We start from the raw sequence: 13,161 nt of genomic DNA, 5'->3' as shown, positions 1-13,161 counted from the left end.
CGGGCACGCTAATGGCTTTGAACATCTCGGCATGGTCGATCCGGAACCCGCTTCCCTCGATCGTCTTCTCGATCATCCTGCTCGTGCTGGGCTGGGTCTCCTTCACCAAGCTCGCGGTGACGCGGCTGCCGAGCGCCGACATTCCGGTGATCTCGGTCGCGGTCTCGCAATTCGGCGCCGCGCCGTCGGAGCTTGAATCGCAGGTCACCAAGACCATCGAGGACGGCGTCTCCGGCGTCGAGGGCGTGCGCCACATCTCTTCCTCGATCACCGACGGCCTGTCGGTGACCACGATCCAGTTCGCGCTGGAGACCAACACCGATCGCGCGCTCAACGACGTCAAGGACGCGGTGACGCGCGTGCGCGCCAATCTGCCGCAGAACGTCACCGAGCCCCTGATCCAGCGCGTCGACGTGATCGGCCTGCCGATCGTGACCTATGCCGCGATCTCGCCCGGCAAGACGCCGGAGCAGCTGTCCTATTTCGTCGACGACGTGGTCAAGCGCGCCCTGCAGGGCGTGCGCGGCGTCGCCCAGGTCGAGCGCATCGGCGGTGTCGAGCGCGAGATCCTGGTCTCGCTCGATCCTGACAAGCTGCAGGCGGTGGGACTGACCGCGGTCAATGTCAGCCAGATCCTGCGCGGCACCAATGTCGACGTCGCCGGCGGCCGCGCCGAGATCGGCAAGAACGACCAGGCGATCCGCACGCTCGCCGGCGCCAAGACGCTGAACGAGCTCGCTGGCACCATGATCCCGCTGTTCGGCGGTGGCGAGATCCGGCTCGACGATCTCGGCACCGTCACCGACACCATCGCCGACCGCCGCACCTTCGCCCGCTTCAACGGCGAGCCGGTGGTCGCGCTCGGCATCAAGCGCTCCAAGGGCGCCAGCGACGTCGTCGTCGCGGCCGCTGTGCAGAAGCGGATCGACGCGCTGAAGGTGGCCTATCCCGACGTCGACCTGAAGCTGATCGACACCTCTGTCGAGTTCACCAAGGGCAATTACGAGGCCGCGATCTCGACCTTGTTCGAGGGCGCGATCCTTGCCGTGATCATCGTGCTGCTGTTCCTGCGCGACATGCGCGCCACGATCATCGCGGCGGTCTCGCTGCCGCTGTCGATCTTCCCGGCATTCTGGGCGATGGACCTGCTCGGCTTCTCGCTCAACCTGGTCTCCTTCCTCGCCATCACGCTTTCGACCGGCATCCTGGTCGACGATGCCATCGTCGAGATCGAGAACATCGTCCGCCACATGCGGATGGGCAAGACGCCTTATCGTGCCGCCCTCGAAGCCGCCGACGAGATCGGCCTTGCGGTGATCGCGATCTCGCTCACCATCATCGCGATCTTCGCGCCGGCGAGCTTTATGTCAGGGATCGCCGGGCAGTTCTTCAAGCAGTTCGGCATCACCGTGTCGGTGCAGGTGTTCTTCTCGCTGCTCGCCGCGCGCTTCGTGACGCCGATGCTGGCCGCCTATTTCCTCAAGCATCACGACCACGACGATCCGCCGCCCGGCCCGATCCTGCGCGGCTATCACAGCCTCGTCACCTGGTCGGTGAAGCATTACTTCGTCACCGTACTGATCGGCTTTGCGATCTTCGCCGCGTCGATCTGGAGCATCACGCTGCTGCCGCAGGGCTTCCTGCCGGCGCAGGACACCGCGCGCTCGCTGCTCGCGATGGAGCTGCCGCCCGGCTCGCAGCTCGCCTACACCGAGAAAGTCACCGAGGAGATCGTGGCGCGGCTGCGCAAGCGGCCCGAGGTACGGAGCGTGTTCGTCGACGGCGGCCGGGTGCCGCCGGGCCTCCAGGAGGTGCGCCGCGCCGCGCTGATCATCAACTACACGCCGAAGGCCGACCGCAAGATCACCCAGCGCGAGCTCGAACTGTCGATCGGCAAGGAGCTCGATAACGTTCCTGACATCAGGTTCTGGTTCCTCGACGAGAACGGCCTGCGCGCGATTTCGCTGGTCGTCACCGGTACCGACAGCAACATCGTCAACAATGTCGCCAGCGAACTCGCGACGCAGATGAAGCGGATTCCGATCATCGCCAACGTGATCTCGGAGACCGCGCTCGACCGGCCCGAGCTGCGCATCCGTCCGCGCGCCGAGCTCGCGGCGCGGCTCGGCGTCTCGACGGAAAGCCTGTCGCAGACCATCCGCGTCGCCACCATCGGCGATGTCGGTCCGGCGCTGGCAAAGTTCGACGCCGGCGACCGCCAGGTGCCGATCCGCGTCCAGCTCGAGGACAATGCGCGCAGCGATCTGCAGATGCTGGAGCAGCTGCGGGTGCCGCTCGGCCAACGGGGCGAGCGCGGCGGCGTGCCGCTCTCCGTCGTCGCTGACATCCAGCTCGACCAGGGCCCGACTAGCATCAACCGCTACGACCGCGAGCGGCAGGCCACCGTCGCGGCCGATCTCGTCGGCAACGCCGCGCTCGGCGACGCCACCAAGCTGATCTACGACCTGCCGGTCATGAAGAGCCTGCCGAAGGGCGTGAAGGTCAGCCCGTCCGGCGACGCCGAGAGCCTTGCCGAACTGTCCGACGGCTTCGCCACCGCGATCACCGCCGGCCTGATGATGGTCTATGCCGTGCTGGTGCTGCTGTTCGGCACCTTCCTGCAGCCGATCACCATCCTGTTCTCGCTGCCGCTCTCGATCGGCGGCGCGATCGGCGCGCTGCTGCTGACCGGCAAGCAGCTCACCACGCCGGTGTGGATCGGCATCCTGATGCTGATGGGCATCGTCACCAAGAACGCCATCATGCTGGTGGAGTTCGCGGTGGAGGCGATCCGCGACGGCAAGGCGCGCGAGGAAGCCATGATCGATGCCGGCATGAAGCGCGCCCGTCCGATCGTGATGACCACGATCGCGATGGCCGCCGGCATGATGCCGTCCGCGCTGGCGTTCGGCGCCGGCGGCGAATTCCGCTCGCCGATGGCGCTCGCGGTGATCGGCGGCCTGATCTTCTCGACCGCGCTGTCGCTGGTGTTCGTGCCGGCGATGTTCATGGTGATGGACGACATCGGCAGCCTGATCTGGCGCTTCGGCAAACGGTTCGTGGTCTCGCATGCCGACCACGAGCTGACCCCGAACGAGAAGCAGGCTGACGAGACCAAGCGGCCACCCGGCCCGCCGAACATGATCTCGCCCGCCGCGGAATGAGCTGAGGCTCGCCAGCGGTGCCGCCAAAGCAGGTGAAGCCGGGTTTGGCAGCAGTCGCGAAGGCCGCCGTCGCAGGGGGCACTGCCAAAATATCGAAAACAACCCCATGCAAAGTAGCCGGCGGCCGCCGGCGTTCGACACGGCAACTTGACTCGTCGGGCAAATCAGCAGTATTCTTCCATTATACAGAAATTGTGCAGATGCCCCGAGGCTATGGCATATGGGAAAGCCCTGGCGCGTCGCTTCCCTGCGGCCATCCGTCGCGACGCCCGCCGTTGAGTCCGCGGCCCCTCCAACACGTCGTCCCTGCCTAGTGCGCAATTGCGCACGGGAGCAGGGACCCACACGCCGCGGCGGACCTTGTTGCAGGGACTCGTCGCTCCAGCATCGCCCAACATTGGCAGTTGTGGTTATGGGTCCCTGCTTTCGCAGGGACGACCATGAGGATGGTTCCCGATTCAACGCGTCACACCGTGCGGTGTCATCACATGCGGGTGATTTGGTATTCCAGAGACTGCGGTGCTTGGGCCGAAGGGCCGCGGCGTACTGGATCGCCCGGTCGGAGCCGGGCGATGACAGCAGCGGACGAGGATATACGTCTTATTGCGCGGCGAAACTGTAGACCCTCATGGTGAGGAGCGCCGCTTGCGGCGCGTCTCGAACCACGAGGCCAAGCACCTGCGCGGCCAGCGAAGACGCCTATGGGATTGCCCTGCCGCAAACGGGAGAGGGCGGAACCAGTCCGCTGCAAGACCGATTCAATTGGTTTCATCAAGTTCTAGTAGAGTCTCGTGCGATAGGCCTCTTCCATCGCCTTCTCGGCGACCTCGACCTCGATCGCGGCGGTCTGTTCGGCGATGATCCGGCCGAGCGTCGGAAAGCTGTGGCGCTCGACCTGCGCGGCGGGATTCCAGAGCTTCGAGCGCATCAGCGCCTTGCCGCAGTGGAAGTAGGTCTCATCGACATGCACCTTGAGGCCGATGACCGGCGTGACGTTCTGCACCGTCAGCGGCGTCAACAGATCCGGCTCCTGCGAGATCTCGGCGCGCCCGTTGACGCGCAGCGTCTCGTTGATGCCGGGCACCATGAAGATCAGCCCGATCCCGGGCGACGCGATGATATTGCCGAACGTATCGACCCGGTTGTTGCCGCGCCGATCCGGGATCAGCAGCGTCTTGTCGTCGAGCACGGAGACGAAGCCCGGCGCATCGCCGCGCGGGCTGGCATCGGCATGCCCTTTGCCGTCGCTGGAGGCGATGACGAGGAACGGCGACAGCGCGATGAAGTCGCGGCAGAACTTGTCGAGATGGTAGAGCACCTTTTTCTCGGCGAGCGGGCTCAATTGCCCGAAATGCGCACGAAGATCCTCCTGCGATTTGACCGGCGGCTTGCCGCCTGCATTCTGGTCACCCATAGCGAACCTCCCGTTTGGTTTGTCTCAATTCGTTGAGCATGATCTTGTCGGAAAACCGCTTCGCACTTTTCCGGATCATGCTCTATCGACACCGCACCAGCTCGCGACGAAGAGGGCGTAAGCCTTGGTGACCTTCTTCAGCGAATCGAGCTGGACCCGTTCATTGAAGCCGTGCGCGTTCTCCATCCTGGCGCCGAAGCAGAATGCGGGAACACCATAGTCCAGGCCATAGAAGCGCGCATCCGTCAGCGCGGTGGAGGGAAAATCCGTCAGCTCGCGCCCGAACACGTGCTCGTAGACCGAGCCGAGGACGGCCTCGCTCTCCTGCACTTCGGTCGCTTCATAGCCCGGCGACAGGAAGCCGGACCAGACGATCTCGGGCGGATTGTTGGCGAGGAACGGATGGGCCCGGGCGGCCTTGGTCACGCAGTCGACGATCTCGGCCTGGCAGTCGGCGATTTTCCATCCCGGCAGGATGCCGATTCGGCAATCGACGTCGCACCAGGCCGGCACGCTGGAGGCCCAATCGCCACCCTTGATGATGCCGGGATTGAAGTTGAGCGGGTGATGCACCGCGCCGAAGTAACGATGCGACTTGGCGCGCTCGTTCCACTCCGCCTCCAGCGCGTCGAGATGGCCGATCAGATGATAGGCGGCGCGGATCGCGTTGGAGCCGGTGCCGGCGCGCGCGACATGGACCGGGATTCCGCGAACCCTGAGGCGAAACCAGATCACGCCGACCTGGGCGCGCATCAACCGTTCCTCGGTCGGCTCCGGCAGCAGGCAGGCATCGGCACGGTAACCTCGCTGCAACGTCGAGAGCGCGCCGAGACCGGTGCTCTCCTCCTCGATCACGGATTGCAGATGGATGCGGCCCTTCGGCGCAAAGCCCGCGGCCTTCACCGCATCGAGCGCGTAGAGCGCGGCAATGGTGCCCGACTTCATGTCGCCGGTGCCGCGGCCATAGAGCCAGCCGTCCTCGACCACCGGCTGGAACGGCGGCCGCTCCCACATGTCGAGCGGCCCGACCGGCACCACGTCGCAATGCCCCTGAAGGATCAGCGAACGCCCCTCCTCGCGCGCCGGCCGATAGGTGCCGACGACGGTCCGCGCGCGGGAGAAATCGGTCTCGACCGGCCCGTAGCCCGGCAGCGTCTTCAGCTCGTCCTGATTGATGACCCAGTCGTCGACCTCATAGCCGCGCTCGCGCAGCAGCTTCGCGAACATGTCCTGACAGGGACCTTCCTGACCGCGCGTGCTGGGAATCGACGAGAAGGCGATCGTGGTCGCGATCTGCTGCTCGAAGGCGGCGTCGACAGCCGCCTCGATGCGCTCGCGCGCGCCGGCCGGAAGGGGGACTGAACGGCTGTCGGTCATGAATTGATCCTTGCTGTGGGGCGTGCATCGGCCGCGGCCGCAAAGCCCGGCTGGTCGAAGAAATCGCGCCCGGGAATCGCGTCGAGCAGATCGCGAGTGTAGGCTTGGCGCGGCGCGGTGAACACGTCGGCGGTGGTGCCTTCCTCCACGATACGCCCCTTCTGCAGGACGATGACGCGGTCGGCGATCTCGGCGGCGATCCGCAAATCGTGCGTGATGAAGATCATCGCAAGCCGCATCTCCTGGCGCAACTCGGCGAGCAGCGCCAGCACCTGGGCCTGCACCGAGACGTCCAGCGCCGACACCGCCTCGTCGGCGATCAGAACCCGCGGCTTCAGCGCCAGCGCCCGCGCGATGCAGATGCGCTGGCGCTGGCCGCCCGAGAATTCGTGCGGATAGCGATCGGCGGCGGTCGCCGACAAGCCGACCCGCACCAGGAGCTTGTTCGCCTGCGCCATCGCCTCGGCCCGCGACGTGCCATACGCCATCGGGCCGCGCGCGATGGCATCGCCGACCTTCTGGCGCGGATCGAGACTGGCAAACGGATCCTGGAACACGATCTGGAGCTGGCGCCGCGCCTGGCGCAACGCCTCGCCACGCAGCTGCCGGAGATCCGCGCCGCCAAAGCGGATGGCACCGGCGTCAGGTTCGGTGAGCCGCATGATCATACGCCCGAGCGTCGACTTGCCGGAGCCGGATTCACCGACCACCGCAAGCGTCTCGCCCTCGTGCAGCGTCAGCGAGACGCCATCAGCGGCGATCACCTCGCGTGGCGGCTGCAGCCAGCCGCGCTTGACCCGAAAGGTCTTTTGCAGGCCGATGACCTCGAGCAACGGCTCGGGACGCACGATGGCCTCGTGGATGTCGGCGAGGCGCGCCTTCGGAACCGCGTCGATCAATTCGCGCGTATAGGCGGCCTGCGGATTGCGAAGCACCTCGCCGGCCGTGCCCTGCTCGACCACCTTGCCATGGCGCAGCACCACGACGCGATCGGCAACGTCGGCGACAACGCCGAAATCATGGGTGATCAGCAGCACGCCCATGCCGCGCTCGCGCCGGAGATCGTCGATCAGGCGCAGGATCTGGCGCTGGGTCGTGACATCGAGCGCGGTGGTCGGCTCGTCTGCGATCACGAGCGCGGGGCGGTTGGCCATCGCCATCGCGATCATCACGCGCTGGCGCTGGCCGCCGGAAAGCTCGAACGGGTAGCTCTTTTCCAGCAACCGCGGATTCGGCAGCCCGACCTGGGTCAGCAGCGCCAGCACCCGCTCGCGGACTTCGGTCACCGAGGGCGCAGGCCGCTGGTGCGCCAGGATCATCTCCTCGATCTGCCTGCCGACGCGCTTCAGCGGATTGAGCGAGGACAACGGCTCCTGAAAGATCATCGCAGCGTTGCCGCCGCGCAACTTGCGGAGGGCGCGGCCGTCGAGCTTCGACGGATCCTGCCCTGCGACCGTCACGGCGCCGGACGCGATGTCGACGCCCCGCGGCAACAGCGACAGCACCGCATGCGCGATCATCGACTTGCCGGAGCCGGATTCGCCGACCAGGCAAACCACCTCGTTTGGCCTGATTTCAAACGACACATTCTCGACCGCGAAGGGCCGGTCGCCCCCCTTGGGGAGCGCGATCGAGAGGCCCTCGACGGCAAGAACAGGCGCGCCGGACTGGATGGCTTCGCTCATGACCGGCGCCTCGAGACGCGCGGGTTGAGAACGTCCGACAGTCCCTCGCCGAACAGGTTGATCGCCAGCACCGTGACGAGGATGGCAAGGCCCGGAAACACGCTCATCCACCACGCATTCCGGATCACGGTGCGGCCCGCACCGATCATGAAGCCCCACGACATCAGATTGGGATCGCCGAGCCCCATGAAGGACAGCGCGCTTTCCAGCAGGATCGCAGTGGCAACCGTCAGCGACGTCACCACCAGGATCGGCGAGATCGCGTTCGGCAGGATATGGCCGAGCACGATGCGCCAGGTGCGTTCACCCTGGCACAGCGCGGCCTCGACGAATTCGCGGTGCCGCAGACGGAGGAATTCGGCGCGCGTGAGCCGCGCCAGCGGCGGCCAGCTCACCGCGCCGATGGTCAGGATGATCGTCAGCAGCGACGGATTGAAGGTCGCGACCAGCAGGATGGCCAGCACGAAGGCCGGAATGGTCTGGAACAATTCCGTCATCCGCATCAGCACCAGATCGATCTTGCCGCCGAAATAGCCTGACATCGCGCCGATCACGACGCCGATCGCCATCGCCGCGAGCGCCGAGGCGATGCCGATCAGGAGCGAGACGCGCGCGCCGTAGGCGACCCCGGCGGCGACGTCGCGGCCGAGCGTATCGCCGCCGAGCCATAATCCATCCTCGCCGGGCGGCGTGAACGGCGCGCCGACCATCTCCCAGGGCGAGACCGGAAATGCGATCGGCGCGATGATCGCGACGACAATAACGACGAGCAGCAGGACAAGGCCGATCATGCCGCTCGGATGACGCAGGAAGGCGCGCACCGTGTCCATCACGCCGCCCCCGTGGTCATGCGGGGATCGATCAACCGGTAGACCAGGTCGGTGAGCAGGTTGAGCGCGATCACGACGATCGAGAGGATCAGGAAGATGCCGAGCAGGACCGGATAGTCGCGCTGCAGCAGTGCCTCGAAGGTCAGGCGGCCAAGGCCCGGCCAGGCAAACACCGTCTCGATCACCACGGCGCCGCCGACCAGCGCGCCGGCCTGCATGCCGGCGACGGTGACGACCGGCACCAGCGCATTGCGCAGCATGTGGCCGACCACGATGCGCGCTCCGGACAAGCCCTTGGCGCGCGCGGTCTTGATGAAATCCTGCTGCGCGACCTCGATGATCGAGGAGCGCATCAGCCGGGCATAGATCGCCAGATAGATCGCCGCCAGCGACGTGACCGGCATGATCATGTGTTTCATGATGTCGAGCGCATGTTCGACCGGCGAGAGCTGGACGTTGATGGTCTCGTAACCGAACGGCGGCAGCCAGCCGAGCGTCACCGAGAACACCAGCACCAGCATCAGGCCGAGCCAGAACACCGGCGTCGCGTAGAGCACGAGCGAGAGCACGGTGAACACCGTGTCGAGCACGCTGCCGGCCGCGAGCCCGGCCAGCGCGCCGAGCGCGGTGCCGATCAGGAGCGCGAGGCAGAAGGCCGTCACGGTCAAGAGAAGCGTCGCCGGAAGCCGTTCGAGGATCAGATCGACGACCGGACGGCGCTGGCGGTAGGAATAGCCGAGGTCGAGCCTGACGACGCGGCCGAGGTGGCTCGCAAGCTGCACGAAATACGGCTTGTCGAGGCCATATTCCTTGCGCAGATCGTCGAGCAGCTTCGGATCGGACGCGCCGGATTGCCCGGCCATGACCTGGGCCGGATCGCCGGGCGCGGCCCGCACCAGCACGAAGTTGAACGTCGCGATGACGAGGATCACGGCGACGAGTTGGGCGATGCGGCTGACCGCCTGAAGTCCGATCGCCGCTGCGCTCCCGAGCCGGGTCACGATTTGTAGACCGACCCGAAGGTTTCGTGCGAGCCGATGCCCGTCGTCACGATGTTCTTGAACGCCTTGTCGTAGATGATGGGATATTCGATCTCGAGCGTCCAGGCCACCGGCACGTCCTCGACCAGGATCTGCTGCACCTTGGTGTAGAGCTCCTGGCGCTTGGCTTCATCGAGCGTCACCGCGGCTTCGTCGAACAGTTTGTCGACTTCGGGATTCGAATAGCCTTGCGTGTTGGAGAACAGGATGCCCTTCTTGATGTTCGACGAAATATAGGTGCGGGCGACGCCCAGCGCGGGATCGCCGAGCTGGTAGAGCAGATTCTGGGTCATCTCATAGTCCCAGTTGCCGACCTTCTCGGCCCATCCGGCCATGTCGGTGCCGACAAGCACGAGGTCGATGCCGACCCGCGCGAAGCTCTGGCGGAAGAATTCGCCGGCCCGCTGATAGGACTCGCCATAGGGCGGCACGATATATTTGATCTCGGCGCGCTTGCCGTTGGCGCCAGGCTTCAACCCCATGTCGTCGAGCAGGGCCTTGGCCTTGTCGACCGAAAACTCGTAGCGCTTCACGTTCGGATCGTAGAACCGCGTCTTCGACGAGATCGGTCCGGTCGCCACCTTGGCATTGCCGAAATAGACCCGCTTGCTGAACGCCTCGCGATCGATCAGGTGCATCACCGCCTGCCGGAACCGCTTGTCGTTCATCGGTGCGATGCGGTTGTTCATTTCGAGCCACTGATGCGGCGCGAAATACTCGTAGCCCATGGTGGTGAATTCGAGGCTCTTTTGCGCCTTGAAGCGCTGGACGTCATAGAATTCGACGTCGGACCATTGCACGAGCTGCACCGTGCCGTTCTCGAGCGCCAGCGCGCGCGAGGCCGCATCCGGAATCACGCGGTAGACGATTTCGTCGAGATAGGGCTGGTCCTTCTGATAGTAGCCGTCGTGGCGGACGAGATGAACATGCGAGCCGCGCACCCACTCCTTCAGCTTGAAGGGGCCGGTGCCGATCGCCTTGTCGTTCTCCGGGTTCTTGCGATAGTCGGTGCCGTCATAGATGTGCTTGGGCACGATCGGGGCGGACGTGCAATCGAAGCAGCCGATGAAGGGCGCGAACGGCTGCTTCAGTTTGAACACCACGGTGAGCGGATCGGGCGTCTCCGCCGACGCCACGCGGGCGAAGTTTTGCCGTGCGCGCGGATGCGTCTCCACCAGCAGCTTCATGCAGCTGAAGACCACGTCCTCCGAGGTCATTGGCTTGCCGTCGTGGAAGGTGATGCCCGGAAACAGCTTGAACGTATAGGTCAGGCCGTCGGGCGAGACTTCCCAGGACTGCGCCATGCCCGGCATCGGCTTGAGATCGGCGCCGTATTTCAGCAGGCCTTCGTAAATCTTGCCGCCGAGCGTCAAGGTCGGCTGCTGCTGGTTCAGCGCGGTCACCAGAACCGGCGGTTCGGGCTGGATGATGGTGTTGAGCGTTCCACCGCGGGTCTGGCCCGCCGCCCGCGTGATGCCGAACGGGATGGCTGCACCGCAGGCCAGCATTGCCTTGGTGAATTCGCGTCTGTTCATCGGACCTCTCCGTCTCCGCGCTCTCACATTCGATTTCGGCGAATGCCGCGGGGTGAGGCATTGTTGCCAAACGCCATAGCCCGCGCTACCTGAAGGGGGACAACAACCATCGCGATCGGGCCAAGTGGCCCGGAAGATGCATGAGCACCCTGCGAAAACGACGATCGATCAGGAGCTCACGACACTTGAAAGTCGCAGCGCGACGAAATGACACCACCGACTTGCGCGTTTGCCGCAAGCAATCGGGTCCCGCAGCGGCCGCGCACTATGCCGGGCAGCTGCAACAGGTCGAACGGCCGCTCGCGGCGATGGCGGCCTCCTATCCGAACGAAAGCACCAGCGCACGACACGCGCACCGACGCGATCAGTTCATCCTGCAGACCGCGGGCGTGACCTCGATGATGACCGAGCGCGGCCATTTCGTCGTGCCGCCCGGCCACGGTCTGTGGATTCCGGCCGGCGTCGCGCACCAGTCGCGGGCTTGGGGCGAGGTCGAGATCCAGACCATCTATGTCACGCCTGACCGCATCAGGAATGCTCCGGCGACATGCCGCCTGATCAGGGTCTCCGCGCTGGTCGAAGCGTTGATGGAAGAAGCGGTGCACATGCCGACCCGTTACGATCCGGAAGGGCGCGACGGCAGGCTGGTCGATTTCCTGCTCGACGAGATCGGCAGGATGCCGGAAGTGTCGCTGCATGTGCAGGTGCCGCCCGATCCACGGCTCGCCGCGATCTGCGAAGCCGTGCTGGTCGATCCGAGTTCCGATCTCACGCTCGACGAATGGGCCGATCGCTGCCAGCTCAGCCGGCGGACGCTGACACGTCTGTTCCGGCGCGAGACCGGCCAGAGTTTTGCGGCCTGGCGCCAGCGGGTGCGGCTGCTCGAAGCGCTGGCGCGGCTCGGCGCCGGCGAGGCCGTCACCTGCGTTGCGCTCGACGTCGGCTATGAAAGCCCGAGCGCTTTCGCCGCAATGTTCAAGCGTGAGCTCGGCGCCGCGCCGCGCCAGTATCTGCGCTGGGCCGATCCCGAAGTGGTGTTGAGGTAGGCTGATTCGCGTCACGCATCTGCCGGAACGCAAAACCCCTGCGGTCAACGGGAGAGACCGCAGGGGTTTGCAGGTGGATGGCGTGAGGCCAGCAAAGGCTGGGTGTCACCCCAAGGACCGGCGGCCGGATGAAAGCGGTACCGGCCTCATCATGCAAGCACGTCTTTTAGGCAGGAGTGCGTCAACATTCGCGAGCAGCGCGCGCGAAAGAATCGGATCTTCCCGCGCGCGTTGCATGCGGTCCGCTTCAGTCGTTGCGCGCAACCGCCGTCAGCTTGGTCATGTTGTGCAGCATGATCCGGCCGCGTTGCAGGTCGACGATGCCGTCCCTGCGCCAGGTCTGCAGCTGCCGGTTGACGCTTTCGCGCGCGGCGCCGACGAAGATGCCGAGCTGTTCCTGCGAGATGTGCACCTCGGAACCGAAATCCTCGGCCAGCGCGCACAGCCGCCGTGCGAGGCGGACCGGCAATGGCTGCAGCACGGATTCTTCCATCCGCTCGCTCTGCCATCGGATGCGCTGGCACAGCAATTCGATCAGCCTGACCGCAACCTTCGGCTCGCGCTCGAGGAAGCCGAGGAAATCCTGCCGCCGCAACACGAACAATTCGCTGGGCTCGCCCGCGGTCGCATCCGCGGTGCGGTCCTGACCGTCGAGCACGGCGACTTCGCCGAACAGGTCGCCGGATCCCATGAAGTTCAGTGTGAGCCGGCTGCCGTCGGAGGCACCGGTCTCGATCCGGATCTGGCCACGGCGGACCCCAAACAGGGCATCGCCGGGATCGCCTTTCTGGAACAGCACCTCACCGGTCGCGAGCTGCTGGGTGTGGCAGAGGCCGGAAAGCCGCTGCAATTCGTCCGCACCGAGATCGGCGAACATCGGATTCATCTTCAGAATGACCGCAAATTCGGCCTGTTTGCTCATTGTACTGCTGCCTTCCAAATCCATCCGAGCCGATCCCCTGACGCCCGGTTAGCAAAAATCACCCTCATAAGAGTGTGGGAGAGGTCACATAAGTTCATGCGGTAACGGATTATTTTTCCGGTCATTGGAGCCAGATCCCGCTTGCGGG

9 protein-coding genes are annotated in these 13,161 nt (G+C 65.3%); 2 read left to right on the top strand and 7 right to left on the bottom strand.

Features of this window, described 5'->3' with window-relative positions; translation table 11 throughout:
• The first annotated feature begins 11 nt into the window (after positions 1-11).
• Positions 12-3,164 carry an efflux RND transporter permease subunit gene (locus tag ACVWYP_RS06815; RefSeq protein WP_028343654.1) on the top strand — a complete coding sequence of 1,051 codons (3,153 nt, stop codon included), beginning with the start codon at positions 12-14 and terminating at the stop codon, positions 3,162-3,164.
• 778 nt (positions 3,165-3,942) lie between these two features.
• Here ACVWYP_RS06815 and ACVWYP_RS06810 read toward each other — a convergent pair.
• From ACVWYP_RS06810 to ACVWYP_RS06785, 6 genes are all read right to left on the bottom strand, one after another.
• The gene (locus ACVWYP_RS06810; protein WP_304498194.1) at positions 3,943-4,578 is read right to left on the bottom strand and encodes a pyridoxamine 5'-phosphate oxidase family protein; all 636 of its coding nucleotides are present in this window, start codon (positions 4,576-4,578) and stop codon (positions 3,943-3,945) included.
• A 75-nt stretch (positions 4,579-4,653) separates the two neighbouring features.
• A complete protein-coding gene (locus tag ACVWYP_RS06805; RefSeq protein ID WP_304498193.1) occupies positions 4,654-5,955 on the bottom strand; it encodes an ArgE/DapE family deacylase in 1,302 nt (433 codons plus the stop codon).
• Positions 5,952-7,640 carry a dipeptide ABC transporter ATP-binding protein gene (locus tag ACVWYP_RS06800; RefSeq protein ID WP_304498192.1) on the bottom strand — a complete coding sequence of 563 codons (1,689 nt, stop codon included), beginning with the start codon at positions 7,638-7,640 and terminating at the stop codon, positions 5,952-5,954. The genes ACVWYP_RS06805 and ACVWYP_RS06800 overlap by 4 nt, the downstream gene beginning before the upstream one ends.
• Positions 7,637-8,470 (bottom strand): ABC transporter permease, encoded by an 834-nt coding sequence (locus ACVWYP_RS06795; RefSeq protein WP_304498191.1) that lies wholly within the window; start codon positions 8,468-8,470, stop codon positions 7,637-7,639. The genes ACVWYP_RS06800 and ACVWYP_RS06795 overlap by 4 nt, the downstream gene beginning before the upstream one ends.
• A complete protein-coding gene (locus ACVWYP_RS06790) occupies positions 8,470-9,471 on the bottom strand; it encodes an ABC transporter permease (protein WP_304498190.1) in 1,002 nt (333 codons plus the stop codon). The genes ACVWYP_RS06795 and ACVWYP_RS06790 overlap by 1 nt, the downstream gene beginning before the upstream one ends.
• A complete protein-coding gene (locus tag ACVWYP_RS06785; RefSeq protein ID WP_304498189.1) occupies positions 9,468-11,045 on the bottom strand; it encodes an ABC transporter substrate-binding protein in 1,578 nt (525 codons plus the stop codon). The genes ACVWYP_RS06790 and ACVWYP_RS06785 overlap by 4 nt, the downstream gene beginning before the upstream one ends.
• A 185-nt stretch (positions 11,046-11,230) precedes the next feature.
• Between ACVWYP_RS06785 and ACVWYP_RS06780 the strand changes: the two genes are divergently transcribed.
• On the top strand, positions 11,231-12,091 hold the full coding sequence (locus tag ACVWYP_RS06780) for an AraC family transcriptional regulator (protein ID WP_304498188.1): 861 nt from the start codon (positions 11,231-11,233) through the stop codon (positions 12,089-12,091).
• A gap of 247 nt (positions 12,092-12,338) precedes the next feature.
• Here ACVWYP_RS06780 and ACVWYP_RS06775 read toward each other — a convergent pair whose 3' ends face one another.
• Complete coding sequence (locus ACVWYP_RS06775) at positions 12,339-13,013, bottom strand: Crp/Fnr family transcriptional regulator (protein WP_016845951.1); 675 nt, start codon at positions 13,011-13,013, stop codon at positions 12,339-12,341.
• Positions 13,014-13,161: the final 148 nt, after the last annotated feature.

The organism is Bradyrhizobium sp. USDA 3262, from assembly GCF_054060035.1.
This window is presented reverse-complemented; position numbering and strand designations above follow the sequence as displayed.